This is a genomic window from Psychrobacillus sp. NPDC093200, from assembly GCF_050280345.1.
GTDB classification, from domain to species: Bacteria; Bacillota; Bacilli; order Bacillales_A; family Planococcaceae; genus Psychrobacillus; species Psychrobacillus faecigallinarum.
In genome coordinates, this window is record NZ_JBNNVC010000001.1 from 21,298 (window position 1) to 44,884 (window position 23,587).

The 23,587-nt window shown below is 37.4% G+C and carries 26 protein-coding genes; 18 read left to right on the plus strand and 8 right to left on the minus strand.

Features of this window, described 5'->3' with window-relative positions:
* Positions 1-12 precede the first annotated feature (12 nt).
* Complete coding sequence (locus ACQKNZ_RS00105; protein ID WP_427657372.1) at positions 13-1,095, plus strand: ABC transporter substrate-binding protein; 1,083 nt, start codon at positions 13-15, stop codon at positions 1,093-1,095.
* Between the two features lie 260 nt (positions 1,096-1,355).
* Positions 1,356-1,802 (plus strand): YaiI/YqxD family protein, encoded by a 447-nt coding sequence (locus ACQKNZ_RS00110; RefSeq protein WP_340843989.1) that lies wholly within the window; start codon positions 1,356-1,358, stop codon positions 1,800-1,802.
* A gap of 2 nt (positions 1,803-1,804) precedes the next feature.
* Here ACQKNZ_RS00110 and ACQKNZ_RS00115 read toward each other — a convergent pair whose 3' ends face one another.
* Positions 1,805-2,671, minus strand: coding sequence for a glycerophosphodiester phosphodiesterase family protein (locus ACQKNZ_RS00115; RefSeq protein ID WP_427657374.1), 867 nt, complete (start codon positions 2,669-2,671; stop codon positions 1,805-1,807).
* 220 nt (positions 2,672-2,891) lie between these two features.
* Here ACQKNZ_RS00115 and ACQKNZ_RS00120 point away from each other — a divergent pair, with 220 nt between their 5' ends.
* The 7 genes from ACQKNZ_RS00120 (at position 2,892) to ACQKNZ_RS00150 (ending at position 10,097) form a co-directional block, all read left to right on the plus strand.
* Positions 2,892-4,022, plus strand: coding sequence for an ABC transporter ATP-binding protein (locus ACQKNZ_RS00120; RefSeq protein WP_427657376.1), 1,131 nt, complete (start codon positions 2,892-2,894; stop codon positions 4,020-4,022).
* A gap of 20 nt (positions 4,023-4,042) precedes the next feature.
* A complete protein-coding gene (locus tag ACQKNZ_RS00125; protein ID WP_144538572.1) occupies positions 4,043-4,954 on the plus strand; it encodes a carbohydrate ABC transporter permease in 912 nt (303 codons plus the stop codon).
* Entirely contained in the window at positions 4,951-5,763 is an 813-nt protein-coding gene (locus ACQKNZ_RS00130; RefSeq protein WP_144538289.1) for a carbohydrate ABC transporter permease, read from the plus strand. Before ACQKNZ_RS00125 ends, ACQKNZ_RS00130 begins: the two co-directional genes overlap by 4 nt.
* A gap of 34 nt (positions 5,764-5,797) precedes the next feature.
* On the plus strand, positions 5,798-7,159 hold the full coding sequence (locus tag ACQKNZ_RS00135; protein ID WP_151111800.1) for an ABC transporter substrate-binding protein: 1,362 nt from the start codon (positions 5,798-5,800) through the stop codon (positions 7,157-7,159).
* 127 nt (positions 7,160-7,286) lie between these two features.
* Complete coding sequence (locus ACQKNZ_RS00140) at positions 7,287-8,081, plus strand: endonuclease/exonuclease/phosphatase family protein (protein WP_427657379.1); 795 nt, start codon at positions 7,287-7,289, stop codon at positions 8,079-8,081.
* Between the two features lie 363 nt (positions 8,082-8,444).
* On the plus strand, positions 8,445-9,389 hold the full coding sequence (locus ACQKNZ_RS00145; protein ID WP_151111798.1) for a rhodanese-related sulfurtransferase: 945 nt from the start codon (positions 8,445-8,447) through the stop codon (positions 9,387-9,389).
* A 270-nt stretch (positions 9,390-9,659) separates the two neighbouring features.
* Positions 9,660-10,097: a GNAT family N-acetyltransferase gene (locus tag ACQKNZ_RS00150; protein WP_342577801.1), complete on the plus strand. Its 438-nt coding sequence runs from the start codon at positions 9,660-9,662 to the stop codon at positions 10,095-10,097.
* 72 nt (positions 10,098-10,169) lie between these two features.
* Here the strand turns inward: ACQKNZ_RS00150 and ACQKNZ_RS00155 are convergent, their stop codons facing one another.
* A complete protein-coding gene (locus ACQKNZ_RS00155; RefSeq protein WP_144538294.1) occupies positions 10,170-10,373 on the minus strand; it encodes a hypothetical protein in 204 nt (67 codons plus the stop codon).
* Positions 10,374-10,622: 249 nt separating this feature from the next.
* Here ACQKNZ_RS00155 and ACQKNZ_RS00160 point away from each other — a divergent pair, with 249 nt between their 5' ends.
* Positions 10,623-11,267, plus strand: a complete 645-nt coding sequence (locus ACQKNZ_RS00160) for an FMN-dependent NADH-azoreductase (RefSeq protein ID WP_144538295.1) — start codon at positions 10,623-10,625, stop codon at positions 11,265-11,267.
* A gap of 146 nt (positions 11,268-11,413) precedes the next feature.
* Here ACQKNZ_RS00160 and ACQKNZ_RS00165 read toward each other — a convergent pair whose 3' ends face one another.
* Positions 11,414-11,641, minus strand: a complete 228-nt coding sequence (locus ACQKNZ_RS00165; RefSeq protein WP_427657382.1) for a hypothetical protein — start codon at positions 11,639-11,641, stop codon at positions 11,414-11,416.
* A 50-nt stretch (positions 11,642-11,691) separates the two neighbouring features.
* Between ACQKNZ_RS00165 and ACQKNZ_RS00170 the strand changes: the two genes are divergently transcribed.
* Positions 11,692-12,075 (plus strand): GntR family transcriptional regulator, encoded by a 384-nt coding sequence (locus ACQKNZ_RS00170; RefSeq protein ID WP_144538297.1) that lies wholly within the window; start codon positions 11,692-11,694, stop codon positions 12,073-12,075.
* Between the two features lie 2 nt (positions 12,076-12,077).
* A complete protein-coding gene (locus ACQKNZ_RS00175; protein WP_427657384.1) occupies positions 12,078-13,187 on the plus strand; it encodes a DUF1648 domain-containing protein in 1,110 nt (369 codons plus the stop codon).
* Positions 13,188-13,368: 181 nt separating this feature from the next.
* Here the strand turns inward: ACQKNZ_RS00175 and ACQKNZ_RS00180 are convergent, their stop codons facing one another.
* From ACQKNZ_RS00180 to ACQKNZ_RS00195, 4 genes are all read right to left on the minus strand, one after another.
* A complete protein-coding gene (locus ACQKNZ_RS00180) occupies positions 13,369-13,578 on the minus strand; it encodes a YjcZ family sporulation protein (RefSeq protein WP_144538299.1) in 210 nt (69 codons plus the stop codon).
* A 130-nt stretch (positions 13,579-13,708) separates the two neighbouring features.
* Entirely contained in the window at positions 13,709-13,900 is a 192-nt protein-coding gene (locus tag ACQKNZ_RS00185) for a hypothetical protein (RefSeq protein WP_144538300.1), read from the minus strand.
* Positions 13,901-14,276: 376 nt separating this feature from the next.
* Positions 14,277-14,450 carry a hypothetical protein gene (locus ACQKNZ_RS00190; protein WP_186318151.1) on the minus strand — a complete coding sequence of 58 codons (174 nt, stop codon included), beginning with the start codon at positions 14,448-14,450 and terminating at the stop codon, positions 14,277-14,279.
* Between the two features lie 223 nt (positions 14,451-14,673).
* Positions 14,674-15,114 (minus strand): peptidylprolyl isomerase, encoded by a 441-nt coding sequence (locus ACQKNZ_RS00195; RefSeq protein WP_144538301.1) that lies wholly within the window; start codon positions 15,112-15,114, stop codon positions 14,674-14,676.
* 237 nt (positions 15,115-15,351) lie between these two features.
* Here ACQKNZ_RS00195 and ACQKNZ_RS00200 point away from each other — a divergent pair, with 237 nt between their 5' ends.
* The 3 genes from ACQKNZ_RS00200 (at position 15,352) to nhaC (ending at position 18,235) form a co-directional block, all read left to right on the plus strand.
* On the plus strand, positions 15,352-15,546 hold the full coding sequence (locus ACQKNZ_RS00200; RefSeq protein WP_151111760.1) for a YwbE family protein: 195 nt from the start codon (positions 15,352-15,354) through the stop codon (positions 15,544-15,546).
* 53 nt (positions 15,547-15,599) lie between these two features.
* A complete protein-coding gene (locus ACQKNZ_RS00205; protein WP_427657388.1) occupies positions 15,600-16,703 on the plus strand; it encodes an amidohydrolase in 1,104 nt (367 codons plus the stop codon).
* A 128-nt stretch (positions 16,704-16,831) separates the two neighbouring features.
* Positions 16,832-18,235, plus strand: a complete 1,404-nt coding sequence (gene nhaC / locus ACQKNZ_RS00210; RefSeq protein WP_427658873.1) for a Na+/H+ antiporter NhaC — start codon at positions 16,832-16,834, stop codon at positions 18,233-18,235.
* 158 nt (positions 18,236-18,393) lie between these two features.
* Here the strand turns inward: nhaC and ACQKNZ_RS00215 are convergent, their stop codons facing one another.
* Complete coding sequence (locus ACQKNZ_RS00215; protein ID WP_427657390.1) at positions 18,394-19,626, minus strand: transcriptional regulator; 1,233 nt, start codon at positions 19,624-19,626, stop codon at positions 18,394-18,396.
* Between the two features lie 87 nt (positions 19,627-19,713).
* Between ACQKNZ_RS00215 and ACQKNZ_RS00220 the strand changes: the two genes are divergently transcribed.
* The 3 genes from ACQKNZ_RS00220 to ACQKNZ_RS00230 all read left to right on the plus strand — a co-directional run bounded on the left by ACQKNZ_RS00220 (position 19,714) and on the right by ACQKNZ_RS00230 (position 23,141).
* Positions 19,714-20,826 carry a mandelate racemase/muconate lactonizing enzyme family protein gene (locus tag ACQKNZ_RS00220; protein WP_144538305.1) on the plus strand — a complete coding sequence of 371 codons (1,113 nt, stop codon included), beginning with the start codon at positions 19,714-19,716 and terminating at the stop codon, positions 20,824-20,826.
* Between the two features lie 14 nt (positions 20,827-20,840).
* Positions 20,841-21,527 carry a GNAT family N-acetyltransferase gene (locus tag ACQKNZ_RS00225; protein WP_427657392.1) on the plus strand — a complete coding sequence of 229 codons (687 nt, stop codon included), beginning with the start codon at positions 20,841-20,843 and terminating at the stop codon, positions 21,525-21,527.
* Positions 21,528-21,905: 378 nt separating this feature from the next.
* A complete protein-coding gene (locus tag ACQKNZ_RS00230) occupies positions 21,906-23,141 on the plus strand; it encodes an MFS transporter (RefSeq protein WP_427657394.1) in 1,236 nt (411 codons plus the stop codon).
* Positions 23,142-23,587: the final 446 nt, after the last annotated feature.

The window sequence follows — 23,587 nt, forward strand, 5'->3', positions numbered from 1 at the left end:
AGGAGGAAAGTTGTGAAGAAACGCTGGTTCATACTATTTGCGTCCATTATTCTATTACTTGGTGCTTGTAGTTCGAAGGAAAAAGAAAGTTCTGGCAGCAGTGACGATCAAGTCAGTAAGGATAACCCGTCTGGAGATTTAGCTCCACTGGATAAAAAAGCGAAAGTAATTATAGCCGAGGATGGTGCTGCATCAGGAGCAGGCTTTTATATTGCGAAGGAGAAAGGTTACTTTGAGGACTACAATATTGAAGTAGAGTTTGCCCAATTTGCAAATAGTGATGAGATGCTTCCTGCCCTTGCTTCGGGGGACGTAGATATCGCTGGTGGAGTTTCTACTGCTTCATTTTTTAATGCCATTGCGCAGGGAATTGATGTGAAAATTATTGCAGATAAGGGTCATAACGTCCCAGGTAAATCGTATTTCACTTTCGTCATTGGAAACCATATGAAGGACGTCATCAAGGAGTATAAGGATTTTGAAGGAAAGCGTATTGCCGTTTCCTCCAAAAACTCGATCGATGAATATATTTATCTAGAAATGCTGAAGCACGCAGGTTTGACGCAGGAAGACGTGGAATTTGTACTGCTTGGTGATTTCGGGAGCATGCTTGGTGCCATTGAAAATGGATCTATAGATGCTGCTCTTCAAATTGAACCATTAATCACGCAGGGAATTGAAAATGGATTCCATGAGCGTTTTGGAGATGCAACGGATTATGCACCGGAATCTCAAATAGCGATGGTTTTAGGATCCCCTCAATTTATGAGTGAGGAACAAGATGTATCCCTTCGATTCATGGCTGCTTATCTAAAAGGAGTTCGTGATTATAATGATGCCTTTATAAAAGGGGAAGGGAAAGCGGAAATCATTGAAATCATGACAAAGCATACTTCCTTAAAGGACCCTGCATTATGGGAAAAGGTATTTGTCACAGGCTTAGACCCTGATGGTAAAATGTTTTTAGATGATGTTGTTAAGCAATATGATGCATACAAAGAAAATGGTGCAATTAGTGGAGATGTAGACTTTGATAAAGCAGTAGATACCTCCATCACAGAAAAAGCAGTAGAAATACTTGGTGAATATAAGTAAATCCAATCGACAAAAGGTATGGAGATATACTTCTTCATACCTTTTTAACTTAAAAAGAATTGTAATGCTTTTTCTACTTTAAGATATAAAAAAGCCTGCTTGCCCAAGGAGTGGAGAGTTTCTGTAAAAGCAAAAATCAGAAATTTTGTAAGTAGATTCTAGTGTTTTCATAAGCTAAGCTAGAAGCGTTGTATACTAAATTCATAAAAATGCTCATTTAGTATACAATGAGGGATAAATAGCTGATAGGGGTGCTCGACATGGTGAATGTACTAGTGGATGCAGATGGTTGTCCAGTAGTGGACTTAACGATAGATATAGCAAAACAGTTCAATTTGAAGGTGACGTTATTATGTGACACCGCACATTATATGCAAAGAGAAGGTGCAGAAACAGTCATGGTGTCTAAAGGTGCAGATGCGGTCGATTTTGTGCTTGTAAATAAAGTAAAAAAGGGCGACATTGTTGTCACCCAGGATTATGGATTAGCAGCGATGGTTCTAGCTAAGCAAGGCTTTGCGATAGACCAAAATGGAAGATGGTTTACATCAGAAAATATAGATCAGCTGTTAGATAGTAGACATATATCTAAAAAAATCAGACAAGCAGGTGGTCGAACGAAGGGACCACGGAAACGTCAAAGAGAAGATAATGAAAAGTTTGAAATACATTTTAAGCGAATTTGTGAGCACGCTTTAAAGCAATAGATCTAATCCTCGGTATTTTGTAAAATGTCTATTGCTATATTAGGAGCATCTGCGAAAATACCATCAGCCTTGTAAATCAAGGCTTTTTTTATGTCTGCTTCACTTTTAAGGGAAAATAGATGAACCTTTAACCCATTTTCCTGGGCTTCATGAATAAAGGTGCCGTCCACGGCATTCACGTTTACACCTATGCCGCTAGCATAGGTGTTTAAGCTTTTAATCTCTTGGTTGGTTAGCTCTGCTTTCTCCTTATAGCCGAGCAATTGAATAAGAGGGATACTTGGCTCCAGCTCATGAAACTCTATTAAACTAGCACGATTAAAGGATTGAACGATCACTTTTGGTATTTCCGATTGGTGATTTAGCAAGTTATATTCCTCTAGCAAAGCAAGCAATTCTTCTTCCATGTCCTCATATATTTTGGGGGACTTCATTTCAATATAATAGTTTACTCTATCCCCAAAATTCTCAAATATTTCTCTTAGTGTGGGAACTCGAACCTTTTCATACACATCGTTAGCGAATTCTGGATACGCATCATTAAACCACTTTCCTGCATTCAATTCTTTTAATTCTTCTAATGTGAAGTCCTTTACTAAACCTTCCCCATCTGTGGTTCGGTCCACTTTTTCATCATGCATGGCTATTAGGGAGCCGTCCTTGGTCATTTGTAGGTCAATTTCAATATAGGTCGCACCTAGTTGCTCAGCAACTTCGTAAGCTACCATTGTATGCTCTGGTGCATAGGTGGATGCCCCTCTATGCGCGATGACAAAAAACTCATCTGAAGCAATAGGTGTTACTTCGCTCCCTTTACATCCACCAATGAGCACAATAAAAACCAATAAAATTAAACTACTTTTGCGCATAAATATGTCCTCCAAAGATGTTAACTTTTTATTTAAAATTAAATATTCTGTAAAAATTGTAAATTTCTTTACTTTAGAATATTCGGTTTAGTAATATAGTTATGAAAAGATAACATAACTATGGAAGCTGAATAGAATCATTTTTTGCTAGCTTTCATAGTAAACTCTATAAACCTAATGTTTATAGTTACATAATTGAATAGAGGATGGGGGAAATCTTTTGAAGCGAGTAGAACTGATTGACATCTCTAAGTCGTATGACAAACAATCTAGCGTTATCTCTAATATTAACGTAACGATTGAACCAGGGGAATTCTTTGTACTTGTTGGGCCATCGGGGTGTGGAAAAAGTACAATGCTACGAATGATCGCAGGACTAGAAGAGATAACGGGAGGAGTGCTCAAAATTGGTGAGCAGGAAGTGAATGATTTACCTCCAAGTAAGCGTGATTTGTCCATGGTATTTCAAAATTACGCTTTATATCCTCATCTAACTGTGGAGGAAAATATCCAGTTTGGTTTGCACGTAAAGAAAATTTCTAAAGAAGAACGGGCTAATCGGACAAAGGAAGTTGCTCAGATGCTTGGACTTTCTGATTACTTAAAGCGCAAGCCGAGAGAGCTTTCAGGGGGGCAAAGACAACGCGTTGCTCTTGCTCGCGCTATCGTAAACCAGGCACCAATTTGCTTAATGGATGAACCATTATCCAACTTAGATGCGAAGCTTCGCGCGCATATGAGATCGGAAATAAGACAGATTCAACGCAGACTTGGAATTACAATGATCTATGTAACACATGACCAAATTGAGGCGATGACTATGGGTGATCGCATTATGATTCTGCATGAAGGATCCATTCAACAGATAGGCAAGCCAATTGATATTTATAATAATCCAGCTAATCCATTTGTAGCTACTTTTATTGGTTCACCACCAATGAATATTGCCGAAGGCGTTGGAAGTAAAGAGAAGCAAGCTATTGTATTAAATGATTTAATTACTATCCCAGTGCCTGCCGAGGACGCACATTACCTCACAGACAATGTAATTGTTGGCATCCGTCCGGAACATATTAAAGCCGCAACTAAGGAATCAACTATTGAGGAAAAAGTAGTTGTCGAAATTGTAAATGTCGAGATTTTAGGAAATGAAACGGTGTTTTCATTTTTATTGAATGATCAGCAATGGCAAGTAAAATGGAGCGGCCAATGGCAAATAGCTGTAGGTGATAAAATCCCAGTAATTATGAATTATGATTCCTTCTGTTTCTTCGATAGCGTGACGAAGGAGATTATTAAAAAACCTTCTGATGTAGAAAACCATGTATTTGGTAAAGAGGTATTCGTATGACAGTAGTGAAATTGAAGCATATGACAGCCGCTAAATCTAAGCAAAAGAAAAGCATTTGGAAGCGTTCATTGGATGCCCGGACTGCTCTCCTATATTTATTGCCATCTATTATTTTATTTTCCGTGTTTGTTTTTTATCCGATGTTTCGAACAATTTATTTAAGCTTTTTCTTAACCAATCAAGCAGGAGAGGCTGCAGTATTTGTTGGTCTTGAAAATTATGCGTATTTGCTTGAATCGTCAGCATTTCTAAATAGTATAAAGGCCACATTCCTATTTGTATTGTATACAGTTCCTACGGGAATTATTATAGCGCTAGGACTCGCACTCCTTGCCAATGAAAAGCTAAAAGGAATTGGGTTCTTCCGTACGATCTATGCTTCTACTATGGGAGTTTCTGTGGCAGCGTCTTCTGTTGTATGGTTATTCCTATTCCATCCGAGTATTGGAATGTTCAACAAAGTGCTTGCCATTTTAAATCTTCCCCAAGTTGAATGGCTGCTAGACCCGACATGGGCATTGCTATCTGTGTCATTGACTACTATATGGTTGAACACAGGCTTCTGCTTTCTGATATTGCTAGGAGGACTACAAAATATTGATGAGCACTTATATGAAAGTGCACGTATTGACGGAGCAAGCTATTGGTATCGTTTGAGAAGAATAACTATTCCAATGTTATCTCCTACCTTGTTTTTTATCATTACTATCTCACTCATTAATGCATTTCAAACGTTTGGACAGGTGGATATTTTAACGAAGGGTGGACCTTCCCAATCTACTAATCTTATAGTGTATTCCATTTATCGAGAGGCATTTGTTAACTACCAATTCGGTACAGCAAGTGCGCAGGCAGTGTTCTTGTTTGTATGTATTTTAATCGTTACGATATTACAGTTTAAGCTAGGTGAAAAGAAGGTGCATTACCAATGAGAATATTTAAGCGCTCCGTCGTTTATTTTTTATTGATCATCACTGCCCTTATTATGTTTTTCCCAATTATCTATGCCTTAATGGTAAGCTTCATGACTGGAGGAGAAATTTTACAGGGAAAATTCCTCCCTTCTACCTTTAGCTTTGATAATTATGTGAAGGTGTTTGATCGCCTGCCTTTGTTAAATTATTTGATCAACAGCTTTATAGTTTCGTTTGGGGTCATGCTAGGGCAGCTAGTTGTTTGTAGTCTAGCAGCCTATGCATTTGTTTTTATCCCATTTAAAGGAAGGGACTTTGTATTCTTCCTGTTTATCTCCACCATGATGATACCTTGGGAAGCGACGATGATACCCAATTTCTTTACCATTCAAAATCTGAATTGGATTAACACATATCAAGGTATGACACTACCATTCTTTGCATTAGCATTCGGGACATTTTTACTCAGACAGCACTTCAAAACAATACCGAAGGAGCTACATGAGGCTTCTCAAATTGCTGGACTGAGCCGATTCGCTTTTTTCATACGTGTGATTCTACCAGTTTCTAAAACTAGTTTAGTAACACTAGGAGCTTATGGGTTCTTAACAACATGGAATATGTATTTATGGCCGCTGTTAGTTACAACCAATAATTCCGTTCGAACGGTACAAATTGGTTTGAAGCAGCTGCAGTCGCAAGAGGTTGCAACAGAATGGGGGGTGGTGATGGCAGGGGTAATCGTAGTTATTATTCCAACACTATTACTATTGTTTTTAGGACAAAAGCAATTGCAAAAGGGGTTAACGCAAGGGGCTTTAAAATAACAGTTGTTCCAAACTAAAAAAAGAGGTGTATGAAATGGGAAAGAAGTTTAAGTTTACGTGGTTGTTCATGATTTTATTAGGTATTCTAGCATTAGCTGCCTGTACAAATAGTGATGAGGGATCGTCAACAGAACCTGTGCAAAAAAGCGATGAAGATGTTGAAAAATCAGAAGAAGGTAAAACAGTCATTTCCTTCTGGCATGCTATGTCAGGATCAGGGCAGACTGCTCTAGACAGTCTTGTCGCAGACTTTAATGCATCACAGGATGACTATGAAGTTAAGGCAGAATTCCAAGGATCTTATGAAGAATCATTAACTAAGCTTCGTAGTGTTGGTGGTACTGCAGATGCTCCAGCCATAACGCAGGTGTTTGAGGTAGGGACTAAATATATGATTGAAAGTGGATTCATCGAGCCAATGCAAAAATTTATCGATGAAGATAACTATGATTTGTCTCAATTAGAGGAAAACATTTTAAATTATTATTCTTTAGATGGAGAATTATACTCTATGCCGTTTAACTCTTCTACACCGGTAATGCTTTATAACAAGGATGCTTTCAAGGAAGCTGGCTTAGACCCTGAAAATCCTCCTAAAACTTTCCAAGAGGTAATTGATGCAGCTGCTAAGCTTAAAACAGATGAAATGAAGGGCTTCTCTATGCTGACATACGGCTGGTTCTTCGAGCAGCTAGTAGCGACACAAGGTGGACTGTATGTAAATGAAGAAAATGGCCGCGCAGGTGACGCAACCGAAGCAGTTTTCAACGGAGAAGAAGGTCAACGTGTATTTGAATTCCTAAATACAATGAATAAAGCTGGCACATTTGGTAACTTCGGAACGAACTGGGATGACATCCGAGCTGCCTTCCAATCAGGGAAAGTGGCTATGTATATGGATTCTTCCGCAGGTGTACGTGGAATCATTGATAACGCACCATTTGAAGTAGGGGCAGCATACATTCCTTATGCAGATGAAGTAGATCGTAAAGGTGTTGTAATCGGAGGAGCATCTCTATGGATGTCTAAGGGAATCGCAGAAATTGAGCAAAAAGCGGCCTGGGAATTCATGAAATATCTAACTACTCCAGAGGTCCAAGCAAAATGGCATTTAGATACAGGTTACTTTGCGATCAACCCATCCGCATATGAAGAAGATATCGTAAAAAAAGCTTGGGAAGAGATGCCACAGTTAAAAGTAACGGTGGAGCAGCTTCAAAGCACAGAGCCTTCTATTGCTACTCAGGGAGCTTTAATCTCGGTTTTCCCAGAATCTCGTCAGCAAATCGTCACAGCTTTAGAGAATCTATACCAAGGGATGGATCCTAAAGAAGCGCTAGATGCTGCAGCAGAAGGAACTAATCGTGCAATCGATATAGCTAACAAAACAAAATAAATAAGAAAGCAAGCAGAGAGCAAAAGCTTTCTGCTTGTTTTATGGTTAAAGAGAGAATCAACTTAAGTCTAAACGAAGACATTCCTTTAAAAGTGACAGACAAATACAAAATACCATAGGAGAAGTAATGAGAATAGCGACCTTTAATATTTGGAATAAGCAAGTAATGTGGAAGGACCGATTAATAGCAATTTGTGAAGAAATAAAAAAAGTAAATCCTGATATTATTTCTTTACAGGAAGTAAAGGCGTGCATTGAAGAAGGTGAGAATTTAAATGTCGCTCAATATATAGCAAACACTATCGGATATCCATATGGTATTTTTAACGAATATCCTGATTCTCCAGATGAAGGACTAGCTATCTTGAGTAAATATCCAATAAGTAGTGAAGATGTTATTTGGAGCAAAAATATTAAGGAAACAAATTACTGTGCAAATAGAATTACTTTCAAATATGGATCCTACGAATATGGAATAACAAATGTTCATTTAAATTGGAAATCTACTATAGTAAGAGATGAACAGATTAGAGCGGTACATGAATGGATTTTAGAGGACAATAAATCATACGAGGTACTTTGCGGAGATTTTAATGATGAACCTAATTCAAGTATTCATCAATACCTAACTAATAATCACTGGATAGATGCAGCGCAGCTAAATGAAGAAATAAATAATATTAAAGCTCAGCCTACTTTAGACTATATAAATAATTCAAACATAAAAAACGAATCAAGTTTAAACATACAAGCTCGATATGACTGGATTTTATTAAAGCTACATAAGAATTTGAAACTTCCATCTATAAGTGTAGAAGTTTTTGGGAATAAACCAACTGCCAAAGCACAAATATTACCTAGCGACCACTATGGAGTGGTATTAGATATTATAAATGTTAATGAAAGAATGAAAAATCAATGAAAACAAGTAAAAGAATCCCGTTTAGACCCAGCGAGTATAGACTTATGACCGGATAGCAAGGATTTATGACCGTTCAACGAGGTTTTATGACCGGATAGATTTTTTTATGACCGTTCAGCAAGGACTTATGACCGGATAGAAATATTTATGACCGTTCAACGAGGTTTTATGACCGGATAAAATTATTTATGACCATTCACCAAGTTTCTTGGAAATTTTGTCGAGCGAACTTGAGATTCAAGCCTGTAGCATTACATGGAAAACTCCTCGTGGTCAAATTTTGATAAAACTAACTATTTAACTTCTCACATTTAATTTGTTATGATAAATTGATGGACAAAATTTGAAAAGGTGGAGTAAAAAATGGACACAAATGCATACAGAGTATTACTTTACTACAAATATGTCCCGATTGAAGATCCAGTAATATTTGCACAAGAGCATCTTGCTGCATGTAAGGAAATTGGGTTAAAAGGGCGTATTTTAGTATCGAACGAAGGTATTAACGGAACTTGTTCCGGAACAATTGAACAAACAGACGCATACATGGACATGATGAAAGCGGACAATCGTTTCGCGGATATGGTGTTTAAAATAGATGAAGCGGATGGACATGCATTCAAAAAAATGCACGTTCGACCTAAGCGTGAAATTGTTCATTTAGGATTAGAGGAAGACATCAATCCTAATGAATTAACAGGAAAATATTTGTCTCCAAAAGAATTTTATGAGCAAATGCAAGCAGAAGATACAATAGTGATAGATGCTCGTAATGATTATGAGTTTGACTTAGGTCATTTCCGTGGGGCAATCCGCCCGGATATTCGTAACTTCCGTGATCTTCCTGAATGGATTCATGACAATAAGGAATTGTTTGAAGGTAAAAAGGTATTAACATATTGCACTGGCGGAATCCGTTGTGAAAAATTCTCTGGCTGGTTAGTAAGAGAAGGATTTGAAGACGTTGCTCAATTACACGGCGGTATTGCTACCTATGGTAAAGACCCAGAGGTTCGTGGTCAGCTGTGGGATGGCCAAATGTACGTTTTTGATGAGCGTATAGCTGTGCCGATTAACCAAGTCGAGCATGTAGTGGTAGGGAAAGACCATTTCACTGGAGAACCTTGCGAGCGATATGTAAACTGTGCAAATCCAGACTGTAATGACAAAATTCTTTGTTCTGAAGAAAATGAACACAAATATCTTCGTAGCTGTTCACATGAGTGTCGTGTGCACCCAAGAAATCGCTATATTGTAGAACATAATTTAACTGAAGAAGAAGTAGAAGCTAGATTAGCTGCTATTTAACATAATTTTTGATCAACCATGCTATTTAATTAGCATGGTTTTTTTATAATATTTCATTTTTAGAGCAAGAAAGAATGTGTAAACATATTGTCTCCATTATAATGCGAAACATATGGAAAAACTGTACAAGAGGATTCACCATTGATGTATAATCTGTGACTGTATAATATAGTGGGAAACAAAATATAATAATAGGTATAAAGGGGTTTAGTGGTCTTATCTAGAAAGATACTAGGAGTTCGTTTTTTATAATAGAATGGAGGAACGTATATGGCAATCGAAGTGAGAAGAATTTCTGATTTGAAAGAGGTCGACGTATCCAAGCTAATTGAAGAAAGCGAAAAAGAAGGGTATCGTTTTGTCTCCAGACTGGCATCTGAATATGAGGATGGTACAAACAGATTTAGTGAACAGGGAGAAGCACTGTATGGTGCTTGGGAAGCAGAAGAGCTAGTTGCGATTGGTGGCCTGAATCGTGATATCTTGGGATCAGACTCTGCTAGATTACACCGATTTTATACTTTGCCTGATTACCGAAGAAAAGGAATCGGGAGTGAGCTATTTAAAGTAATTTTAGAAGACGCAAAGGGCCAATTCAACGAAATCACTACTAAAACTGAATCAACAAAAGCTGATGCTTTTTATCGGGCAAACGGCTTTATATTTGACCGAAGATCTCCGGACACAACTCATGTAATAGGATTATAATAACTCAAACCAATTATGGTGCTCTTTGTGAAGGTATTTACAAGGAGCACCTTTTCTATTTATTAACTCCATTTATTCCTCCAGCTGTTTTCCTTCTCGTATAGCTTTTCGCTCCAAAAGCATAAAAGCTTCATTTTCTAAACGCAAAAGCTCTATCTCTAATTCCTTTTGCTTATGCTGCTGTTGTTTTACTGTTACGTAGCCTCCAATAGCAATTACGCTAAGCAAGGATAAGCCAATAGCAGAAAAAATAAATATAGCAATAATATCCTCCAAGCATGGCACCTCCCTTGTATAAATAGTATAACAAATACAGGAATAGTTAAAGTTTCCAAATGGATGAAAAATAAGAATAATTTATTTGGTATAGCTGCAAATATTCTGGAGAAATCTATTGTAATGATCAAATAACTAACATGAGCTAACTTTTTGACAGTCACCTTATATTAATATAATATAGAGAAGTCTCGAAAGTGAGATAAATAAAACCTAAAAAAACATATAGATATATAGAGGAGTTTTAAAATGAACGTATTAGTAGTAAAAGCAAATAATCGTCCAGCAACAGAAGCAATTTCAAGTAAAATGTATGAAACATTCATGGCTGAGCTTGAAGGTAAAGACGTAAACGTAACTGTTTATGACGTATATGAAGAAGACACTCCATACTTTGGACAAGATCTTTTCAATGCTTTCGGTAAAGTACAAAATGGTGGAGAGTTAACTGATGTTGAATCTCGCTTGTTATCCGCTAAACAAAAAGCAATGGATTTATTAACTGCTGCAGATGTTGTAGTATTTGCATTCCCATTATGGAATCTAACTATTCCAGCTAAATTACAAACTTTCATTGATTATGTATATGCTGCAGGCTTTGCATTTAAATATGATGCACAAGGCAACATGATTCAATTGATGACAGATAAAAAAGCAATCTTCCTAAACGCTCGCGGTGGTATTTACTCTACACCTGAGGCAGCACCAATGGAAATGGCTGTAAACTACATGCGCGCAGTATTTGGTGGAGTTTTCGGTATGCAAATTATTGATGAAGTAATTATTGAAGGTCATAACGCAATGCCTGATAAAGCACAAGAAATCATTTCTTCAGGTATGGAAGAAGTAAAAGCTTCTGCTCAACGTTTAGTTGACTTAGCAGTTAAAGCCTAATTAATTATATAAAGCCGTCAAGGTCCTTAAGCGACCTTGGCGGCTTTATTTTTATGCGGAAATAAGCTAAGTGAAATGTAGGAAAGACGGTTGAGAGCGCTCATCATAGGAGGGGATTGTGCAAACTATCGGGTGATTGTAGTAAATCAGTGGCTAATTGTCGTAAAGTAAGCTCTGATTGTAGTAAACCAGGCGGAAGCGTTCGCCATCGAATGGGATTGTAGTAAACTATCGGTTGATTGTAGTAATCTAGTGTCTGATTGTCGTAAAATAAGCTCTAATTGTAGTAAACCAGTGATCAATTGTCGTAAAACAACCAGGAACCATCCAACTAACACAGGAGAATGATCAATTATTTTTGATATACTATACATAGAACAGTGTGTTATAATATTAATAGAACAACGTAAATAGGAGGCATAATATGTTTATAGAGATAAAACCAAATTCATCCGTACCGATCTATTTACAGTTAGCTCAACAATTGATAGAAGGCATGGCTAGGGGTGAGTTAAAGCCAGGGGATTCTCTACCATCTGTAAGAAGTTTTGCAGCAGATTTGGGGATGAATATGCATACAGTTAACAAAGCGTATCACCTTTTAGAAGAAAAGGACTTCATTCAAATTGTCCCGAAATCTGGGGTCATTGTGCGGCCAAAAGGAATGGAAAAAGCAACACAACTACAACAGCAATTACTTGCAGAACAGATTCGCCCATTATTAGCGGAGGGAATGGTATTACAGCTTTCAGAGGAAGAAATGGTTGTGATGGTAAGAGAGCTTGTTCAACATATTAAGGAGGGGTAATGATGATTTTATTGTTATTTGGATTTATTCTATTATTTATTACGATATTACAGGCATTCATTCCGGTATTTTTAAAGCCAACACTCATCTTCGGTATAAATGTTCCAGATCAGCATGCAAAGGATAAGGAAATAATTCTACTAAAAAAAAGATATACCGGAGTCGTTCTCTCGGTTGGCTTAGCTATCTTTGCGGTCTATCTAGTATGGGCGATCAGTCAAAAGCCTGCAGAGGAGACTCTTGCCCTTGTTAGTGTGGGGATTCAATTTGTTGTTCTTTTTTTGAGTATCGCTTATTACTTTATCATGCATACCAGAATGAAGAAGTTAAAAGAGGAACGTCGTTGGTACTCTGATAAAAACGAAGTGAGAGTAGTGGATTTGAAATTCCATGAAAAGCTTCAATTACTTCCAAAAATGGCTTTTATCGTCCCAATGGTTGTAACAATCGGACTTATCGTTTATACAATTATGAAATATCCACAGATGCCGGAATTGATTCCTACTCATTGGGGTCCAACAGGAGAAGCAGATGCATTTAGTAAGAAAAGTTATTTTACTGCCATTTCTCTTCCATTGATATTATTGGTTGTTCAGGGAATGTTTTTATTTACAAGCGAGGGGATTAAATTGTCAGGAACAAGTATAAGCCCTCGAAACAAAAAAACTTCTGTAAAGCAGCAGCTAGCATTTCGAAAATATTCAAGTTGGCTTTCTTTTGTCATGTCGGTAGGGATTACTTTGATGATGGGGTATTTTCAGTTACAAACCATTCATCCTGAAATAGCCTCCCCGATAGTTATGCTTGTCCTCCCACTTGGATTCTTGGTACTTGCTTTTGCTAGCGTTGCTATTTTTACAATAAAAATTGGGCAAGGTGGTTCACGTATAAAAGTAGTAGAGGATGAAGCAGAAGTAAATCGTCATATTACATCTGTAGACGATGATCAGTTTTGGAAGGGCGGTATTTTCTATATTAACAAAGACGATCCTAGCATTTTTGTGGAAAAACGCTTTGGAGTCGGTTGGTCCATTAACTTTGCAAGACCATTAGCCTGGTTATTTATTTTAGGTCCCATTCTACTCATTCTTGCAATTTCGTTTCTTCTATAAAACGATATCCCTAGAGTATAAAATGCTCTAGGGATTATTTTTATATTGCGCATATACAAAGAGACAAAGGATATAGGAATCCCCTTCGTTTATAACAATTATACTTTATGTAAATAGAGACAGGCTATAAGCCCGTCTCATGAATGAAAACGAAATAACTAGGAGGTACAGGAATCCTTACTTAGCAGGATTCACCGCCAACATTACCGCCGCCGTTACCATATCCAAAAGTACCAATTACGATAATTAAAAGAATAAATAATACTACTAATAAAGCGAATCCTGATCCGAAGCCGACTCCACCAACGTTACCGCCAGTGTTGCCACAGTAACCGCCATATCCGCCAGTATTACCACCACCATAGCCGCCACAATAATTTGAATAACTCATTATTAACACCTCCTCGCTAAGAGTTATCTTATTTTATGTGGGGAATTATGGTTAGACTGAGGAATATGTGGTAGTTCTCCATATTTTTTTAAATAGAAGAAAAAAATGAAAATAAAAAAACGAGCAGTTATTATAACTGTTCGTTCTTCGCCTCTTTCATATTTTCTGTAACCGTCCAATGTTTAGATGGAATAATATTTTGATTTAGCTTTTGGACGAAGTTATGTGCATCTTCATAGTTCGTAAAAGATTTATCTAATTGGCTATTGGAATTTTTCAAGGTCTCTGTTGTACCATTTGATTGACGGGTAATAAGAAACATAGGTACACCTCCGACTATGACTTTTTATGTATATAATTATATCAACAAAAATAATGGAAAGGAATAAATATACAAATTTATATTCTTATTGTTATTTTATTGTAATATAACGACCATTTATTTTAAAAACAAACAATTATAACTATGAAAGTAAATATGTTACAAAATGATATTTATTTTTAGTGATTAATGGAGAACTTTGTGTGTAGAATCAAAATCTACAGATTGGAGCTATGGAGGAGTTAAATAACGTTGTCTAAAATATGATATTACAAAGCAGGCTCTCGGAAGTTTAATAAGAGCCAATTAAGGATTCTCTATTCGGCTATTAATTTATGGTAACTGGTAGCAGTCGTTCACTTTTAAATATAGGCATCTATTGATTTTCCTTTTCCATCAGCTTTCGAACGTTTTCTTTCGGGTTCCAACAATTAAATTTATATGTGGGCGCAGTTTGAAAGCCCAACCGTTTGCATTTATAAAACATTCCGTTTTTTGTTTTTTCACTGATGAAATGAATACAAGTTGCACAGCAATGAAAATCCTTCATGCTAAAACCTCCTAAACGAAGTACTTGGTGGGGTAGAAATAATTATGTATATGAAATAGAAAAAAGAATGGTGCAGAAGGATCTTGCTGGGGGAAAGAGAACGTATGGAATAAAAATTACAGAGATGTTCATTTTTTGTATCTGTTCCCATACATCAAATAACTAGAAAAATGTAGGCTTTGGAACAAAAATTCCAAAGCCTAAACAGTTGTCTGTTATTTACTTACTCTTCGTCAAACACTTCAACTTTTTCCATTTTATCGCCATTTTTCATAGCTTTTGCAGCTTCTAAACCGCTTGTTACTTTACCGAAAACAGTGTGAACACCGTTTAAATGTGGTTGTGGTTCGTGCACGATGAAGAATTGGCTTGAGCCAGTGTCTTTTCCTGCATGAGCCATAGAAAGGCTACCTGCTTCGTGTTTGTGTGGGTTTCCAGCAGTTTCACATTTGATTGTTTTGCCGCTTCCGCCCATGCCTGTACCAGTTGGATCTCCACCTTGGCTTACAAAGCCAGGAATAACACGGTGGAATACTACACCGTTGTAAAAACCACTGTTAGCTAATTCTTCAAAGTTTGCTACTGTGTTTGGTGCTTCGTTTGGATATAATTCAAATTCAATTTTGTCCCCAGATTCCATAAGGAAATAACCTTTTTTCGCCATTATAAAACACTCCTTTTGTAATAAAAAATTCTTTCACAGTATAGCATGAACTCTAGCTTTTTCCAAAGAACATAACTGCAAAGCCGAGTGATTGGAAGCAAACAACATGGCTCAGCTGAAATTTATATAAATATCACTGATGGGTGTGGTAATCTCTTTCTTAAAATGTATATAGTATTAAACAAATGGATGTAAGCACAGCATGAAAGTGGTACGATACAAAAAGAGGTGAATTATATGAACGGACAAAATAGAAAAGATATTCATGCAGGACTAGAAGTGTATATAATTTTAAAAAAGGATCAGCGCTCAGGCAATAAAACAAAGGGAGTAGTTCAAGATATTTTAACGAATTCAACCTTTCATCCACACGGCATTAAAGTAAGATTGACGGACGGTCAAATAGGCAGAGTCTGCGAAATTATAAAATAAAGACTCAATAGGGGTCTATACATACATTAACAGTAAAGGGAGAGCGAGAAAAGATGCAGGTAGAATCTCAAATATTAGAGTGGTTTGAACATTTTCATAAATATCCGGAAGTAAGCTGGAAGGAATTCGAAACAACCAATAAAATTGCTGAAATCCTTGATTCACTAGAAGTTCCTTACCGACGTTTTGATGATGTAACAGGTCTCTTGGCAGAAATAGGCGAGGGAGAAGAAGTGATTGCAATTCGTGCAGATATCGATGCTTTATGGCAGGAGGTAGATGGAGTATACCAAGCAAATCATTCTTGTGGTCATGATGCGAATATTTCTATGGTTTTAGGAGCTCTTCTTTTATTGAAGGATGCAAAGCTGGATAAACGTATTCGCTTTATATTCCAGCCTGCTGAGGAAAAGGGAAATGGTGCGAATTCTATGATTGATAGAGGGGCACTAGAGGATGTTACCCATCTCTTTGGAGTGCATTTAAGACCCGTGGAAGAGCTACCTTTTGGTAAGGTGGCACCAGCGATACGCCACGGTGCAGCAATGTTCCTTGAAGGGAAAATTAAAGGGATTGATGCACATGGAGCTCGACCTCATCAAGGAAAGAATGCGATTGATGTAGCAGTTGCAATCCATCAATCCTTAAAAAACCTATACTTTTCTCCTTTTGAGGCATACTCTGCAAAACTGACGAAAATACAGGCTGGTGGGGAAAGTTCCAATATTATCCCTGGTACAGCAAGCTTCTCGATCGATGCACGTGCTCAAAAAAACAATGTGCTTAAACAAATGAAAGAGCAAATTGAGAAAAACTTACTTTCTCTTCAAGGGCTTTTTGATATAGAAATAGAATGGGAGTGGCAAGATATTACTCCTGGAGCAGAAGTTTCAAAAGAAGCCGCTTCAATAGCTAGAGAGGGTATCATTGAAGCGATTGGAACAGAGAACCTAGCAGAAGAGGTTATCACATCTGGTAGTGATGATTTCCATTTTTATACGATTAGACAGCCGAAATTGAAGGCTGCAATGATTGGCATAGGAGCAGACCTTTCTCCTGGTCTTCATCATCCTCATATGACTTTTGATCGCAAAGCCCTCTATATCGGTGCTCAAGTGCTTATGAAAGCGCTTTTAAAAATTGCTAAAAAAGATTGACGTAATTTTAATAAAAGATTAATATATCCCTAATAGCGACTAATAAACGACAATTGTAAATTGTTGAACAAGTCGCGAAGGGGTGAATTGGAATGGTAGAAGAAAAGAAACCATTAGAGAAAAAAGAAATGTCCTTGATATGGGCGATCACGCCTTTATTAGTAATGATTTTAACAATGATTATTACTGTAGTTAAGTTGGAGCAAGGACCTCACATTCCGTTAATAGTAGGAACTTCAGTGGCTGCCTTTGTGGCTTGGAGACATGGCTTCAAGTGGGAAGATATAGAGGAAATGATGTACAAAGGGATTAAGCTTGCGCTTCCCGCAGTCGTTATTATTATATTGGTTGGTCTTATTATTGGAGCCTGGATTGGTGGCGGTATAGTTGCTACCATGATTTATTACGGCTTAAAAATTATTACACCAGCATTCTTTTTAGTAACAATTTGTGTGATTTGTATGATAGTATCACTTGCTATTGGAAGCTCCTGGTCAACTATGGGGACAATCGGTGTAGCTGGTATGGGTATTGGTTTAAGTATGGGAATCCCTGCTCCAATTGTTGCTGGGGCTGTCATTTCCGGAGCTTACTTTGGAGATAAAATGTCACCTCTGTCCGATACAACTAATTTAGCGGCAGGTCTAACGGGGACAGATTTATTCGTACATATTCGTCACATGTTCTATACAACTATACCAGCAGCTGTCATAGCTTTGGTTGTTTACGGTCTTCTAGGAATGAAATACAAAAATAGTAGTATAGATCAAGAAAGCATTTTACAAACTATTGATATGCTCGAAAAAAGCTTCGTTATCTCTCCTTGGCTATTGTTAGTCCCTTTAGCGGTAGTTGTATTAGTTGCAATAAAAGTACCGGCTATTCCAGCTTTAGTAGTCGGTATTTTACTAGGATTCCTATCTCAAATTTTTGTACAAGGAGGAGACGTTGCATCAGCTGTTAGTGCTCTTCAAAGTGGATACGTTATTGAAACAGGTAATAAAATGGTAGACGAGTTGTTTAACGGTGGTGGATTGGATTCCATGATGTATACCGTTTCAATGACGATTGTTGCAATGACGTTTGGTGGAATACTTGAGTTTTCAGGGATGCTTCAATCCATTATGAATCAGATTTTAAAGCTTGCTAAGACTGCCTTTTCATTAGTTACTTCTACAATCCTAGCTTGTTTTACTACGAATGCCACTTGTTCAGAGCAATATATCTCGATCGTTGTACCAGCTAGAATGTTTTCTAAAGCGTACACGAATATGGGACTGCACTCTAAAAACTTATCACGAGCTTTAGAGGATGGAGGAACTTTGACATCGGTATTTATACCTTGGAACACTTGTGGTGTTTTCATATTAGGGACACTAGGGGTAGGTGCTTTTGAATATGCACCATATGCTATATTAAACTATACAGTGCCAATTCTATCTATTATCTATGCAGCAGTAGGTTTCTCCATTGTAAAAATCTCAGAGGAAGAAAAGCAAGAGATTTTAAACAAAGAGATTGCAGAAGCATAAAAAAGGAAAGTTCAGTGATAAGCTGAGCTTTCCTTTTCTTTTTAAGTGGCTTTTTAATGCCAAAAAGCTTTTTATGACCGGATAGAGGAGATTTATGACCGGATAAAAAAATTTATGACCGTTCAGCAAAATTACCTAGAACTCAGCAGGCTTTAAATTTAATAGGTAGGAAAGTTAAATTCATATACCGCTCGAGGTCGCCCCTGCTGATAGGTCATTTCTTCACCAACGATGGATGCATAACCGTGATCCGACAACTTTTTAAGAATCCTTTCAGTTGTTCGCCTGCTGACCTTTAAAAAGACTTCTAAATCATGTGCAGTAAACTCGACGGAATGGTGGATGCGACTAAATTGCATAATTTTAGAAAGATTAGCTGGGCTTAATTTTGTCTCTTTGGCTACTAAAACAAGCCTAGGGTCGTTCGTTCTTAAGTCGATTTTAGTTTCATTCTGAAGGAGTGGACCAGTTAGTTGTTTTTCTTGGTTCATTAGATAGATATTGTTTTTTGTAGCATGTCTTAAGGCATCCTTAGCGTTTTCACTAGCTTCTAACACTGTCGTGCCATACCCAAAGGCAATGCGGACGGGGGTGCTAAAAAGGTCGAACCAGCTATTCACCACGTTGCTCTCCAAGGCAAGTTGAACCTTTCCTTGAGTAGTGAAAAGCATATAAAGCAGGTCATCGACTTTAACAATCGAAGCGTCTATAGAATCTGTTACTTTATTCAAGGAGGTTGCTGAGCTAGAGTCCTCTTGGTCTAGTAAAATAGAGCAAACGGCAATTTTGGAGGCTTCACTTTTTGCGAGAATTGCTAATGAATTGGTTTCTTCAATCGCTTTTAAAATAGAGTTTTTTGGGTCAATCATTCGAACGACAGGTATTCCACTTTGCATCAAAGATTCATAAACAGCGTGGACAGAAGTAATTGCAAGCTTTGTTTTTCCGGCATTTTGTAGGCTAATATGAAAAGACACCACCTCTTCTAAAGAGAATGCAGGATCAATTTGCATAAGAAAGGGAACGGCAGCTGTTTGGTTGATATCCTGTAAGACACTTTCTACAAGCTTTGGTTCTATTAAGTCCATGGAAATTTGATGAATAGGAGTATGACAAGTTGCTAATAATGTAGTAGCAACGGAAGTACTGTCCTGCTTTAAATAATAGGAAGGTACAGGCAAGAGCTCTCTCTCTTTTTTCGCATATAGGTAGGGGAGCGAACCAGAGAAAAATACAGCGGCGCATGGTTTTATATTTTTTACTAGTTCCTTCGCCTCTTTTGGAGTATTATAGTGATAATAATCCAAACGGATAAAAGGCATCTCATGTTCGAAATGCTTCAAGCGATCTATAAAGTTTGTAGAGCCAAGAACTGCTATACGTGATTGCATGATATCCCCCTTTTTTTATGTATTTAACGACTATTTAACGACAACTATAACCAAAAAATAAAAATATGTAAAGGAAGTTAGAAAAATATGAAAATTAAAGAAATAGAAATATCTGCTATTAGATTACCATTAATCGATCCATTTATCATTAGTTATCATACGTACGATGATATGCCTTCTATCATAGTGAAGCTCACAACAGAAGAAGGTCTAGTTGGGTATGGAGAGGCAGTTGCAGACGAGCACGTAACAGGAGAAACATGGGAGAGTACATATGCTATGCTAAAAAATACTTTAGCACCAGCCTTAATCGGAGAAAATCCGATGGAATTTGAGCGACTTCATGAAAAGATGGATAAAGCTGTCTACCAAGCACCAGCAGCTAAAGCAGCCTTAGACATTGCTTGCTACGATGTGGTCGGTAAAAAACTAGGTGTTCCAGTATACCAATTGCTAGGTGGGCGTTATCATGAAAGATTTCCAGTTACTCATGTATTGAGCATAGGCTCCCCAGAATCTATGGCAGAAGAAGCAGAAAAACGTATGAAAGAGGGCTATACTTCATTTAAAATGAAAGTAGGAACAGAAGTACAGGCTGATGTAAAACGAATCCAAGCAGTTAGAGAAAAAGTAGGCAATGAGATTGCCATTCGCGTAGACGTAAATCAGGGTTGGAAGAATAGTGCTAACACGATTTCTGCGATGCGTCAGCTAGAGCATACAGGACTAGATTGGCTGGAACAGCCTGTAATGGCAGATGATTTTAACGGAATGGTGGAGGTCAAGGCAAAAACTAGTACCCCCCTTATGATGGACGAAGGCTTGAGAGGGCTTCGTGATATGCGTGAGTTAATAGAGAAGCAAGCTGCACACAAAGTGAATATTAAGCTGATGAAATGTGGCGGTATATATCCCGCTATGAAGCTTGCTCATATGGCTGAAATGGCAGGCTTAGAATGTCAAATCGGTTCTATGGTCGAGTCTTCCATTGGCTCAGCCGCAGGATTTCATGTAGCTTTCTCTAAAAAAGCATTTACGAGTGTCGAATTGACGGGTCCACTTAAGTTCTCGAAGGACGTTGGAAATTTGCGCTATGATGTTCCTTTTATTAAACTTAATGAGCGACCAGGTTTAGGTATAGACGTGGATGAAGAGATGTTAAAAGAGTTAACGGAGTTCTCCGATAAAGTAATGAAGTAAGAGGAAGTGCATCAATGAAAGAGTGGATAGTCAGTCTTGGGGAAAAAGAGTACCCAGCTCGAGAATTAACAAAGGACAATATAGAACAAATTTTAGCCTTACAGGACATTGTCTTGCAAAACTTAGATAATAAAGAGTTTTTACAGCCCCTTACAAAGGAGGAATTCGAAGACTCTCTAGAGCATCGTTTAATGGTAGGTGTATTTGCGGGTGAGGAGCTAATCGCATTTCGTACCCTTGCGATTCCAGCAATGGACAAGCATCATTTAGGATATGATATTGGTCTTTCGGAAGAACAATTAGGTGACGTTGTCTATCAAGAAATTACGAATGTCCATCCTGCATACCGCGGTTACGGTCTCCAAAGAAAACTAGCGGACCTTGTAATGGAGCTTATGCAGGATTCTACATACATCTATATTTGTGCGACGGTTGCACCATTTAACTTTGCCAGCTTAAAAGACAAGCTAAGCCAAGGAATGGTTATTAAAGCTCTCAAACGTAAGTATGATAATATGCTGCGTTACATATTTTACAAGAGAATCGATGGAAATGATTTTATAACATTTGGCGAAAAAGAGCTCCATATAAAAATGGGGGGCATAGAGGAACAGCAAAAATTACTAGCAGCGGGCTGGGTAGGCACAAGCATCTTCCAAAAAGATGAAGAGTGGTTTGTTGTATTTAAGGAAACTATATAAAGCGAGTAGACCCTTAATGAAAATTCATTAGGGAGTCTCTTATCCGCAAAGCTCCCTAAATAGTTTTGAAGTAACCAAAAGGTTTTATCTCACTTGAGGTCTTAAAATAATATGTAAGGCAAATACATCATTTTTATCTACTGGGATTACGACCCATTAAGGTAAAAATGATTTTTTTTATTAGAAAATTTTTCAAATTTTTTATGAAGTTCCTGTGCAGCCTTGTCACAAACAGGAGTATTGTGTTGGATGAAGAGCTACACCCTCTCTTTTCTTCAGTCAAATGTATGAGAACCATTCAAGACCTTTGACTGAATGCGCGATACTTCGATTCCCTTATATTTAAAATAGTAAGAATATTTTAAGGGGTGTTTGACGATGAAAACTTTATATCAGGATTCTCGATTTTGGCTAATTATATTTGCTAATATAGCTTCCTCAATTGGCTCAGGAATAACGATGATTGCAATTCCTTGGATGCTAGTGACGAGTGACGATGGCAACGCTGTGTTTGGGTACATTACAATTTCTATGACTATCATAAGTTTTATAATTACGCCCTTTGTAGGTTCTTTAGTGGATAGAATGTCCAGAAAAAAATTACTTTTAATCAGCGAAGTGGTTTGTTTAGTTGTATTATTGTTTTTTGCCTCTATTGGATTTTTAGGTTTATCCTATGAAATCTGGCACTATACACTAATTTATATGATAGGTAGTCTATATTACACCATTTTTTATCCAACCATGTTTGCGATGAATCAGGAAACTTTCCATAAGGATCAGTATAAGTCTTTAAATGGAACAATGGAGGTACAGGGCCAGCTTTCTAGTATGATTGCTGGGGGAGTGGCGAGTATTTTACTGATGAAATGGGATTTACATTATATTTTATTATTAGATGTATTGACGTACGGAGCAGCGATATACTTTTATGTTAAGCTACCTTACACAAGAGCGAAACGATCGAAGGCAGAAAAGGTGGAGAAAGGTAAAACGTGGGAAGGCTTAGTTTATATGTTGGCTCGTCCAACCATGTTTGTCTTTTTAGTATTTTCTTTTATGCCTTTTATAGGGGTCATGCTAACAAACTATTTGTTTCCTGTTTATCTAGTTGAAGTGTTAGACGCGGATGCAAGTGTATATGGTTTAGAGGGGATGATATATGCTGCTGGTGCAGTGCTAGCAGGTATTGTTGTTCCTATTCTGGCGCAAAAACTAGGAAATGAGAAGACAATCATTTTAGGAGTGCTTATTTATACGGTTGCGATTTCCATGATAGTCTTTGTTGAACTACCTATTTACTTAACATTAATGTTGTTTTTAGCGATTGGAAACAGTGGAGCTCGGGTTGCGAGGAATTCCTTCCTGATGGATCAAATTCCAAACGAAATCATTGGTAGGGTTGATAGTTTGTTTCGTTCCATTGGTTTACTCATTAGAATTTTATTGCTAGCCCTTTTTACTGGAATGGTTTCTTCAGGTCTAATCGTCATGTGTTTCTATGTTCTAAGTGGCGTATTGGTCGTGTCTGCCTTTATGGTGACGATCAGCTGGAAGAGGGGCTTTGAGGTTAAAAAGAAAAAGACTATATGTCTAGAGGAAGTTAGTATGTAGAAGTATACATTTCAAATAATAAGTTGTAAGTTTGGGGGCTCAGGGTAATGGATGAAGTCCCAAATGATGAACGAGCAAAGGGGTTCCGCTGAAGAATCGCAACCTTGGAGAAGCTTATAAGATTTACATTTGAAACAGGATGATAGAATTTTAATAAGTAATTAAATGCTACTGCAAAAAGTTAATAAGTAATACAACTGCCTAATAAAAATGGGCAGTTTTTTTATATTCGCCTGATAGGGAAAGTAAGCGCGAGTCGAGTTGCCCTTCTTCCATATCTTATTATAAATTCTCATAATTTTAGAGTACAAAGAATAGTGAAAATTAATAGTGTTATCGAGTAGAACAGGTTGATTTTACTATATTCGTTGTTTATAATGAAAGACGACTCAATAATGATAATCGTTATCAATAAAATTGAGAAAAATAATTTTTTATGGGGATTA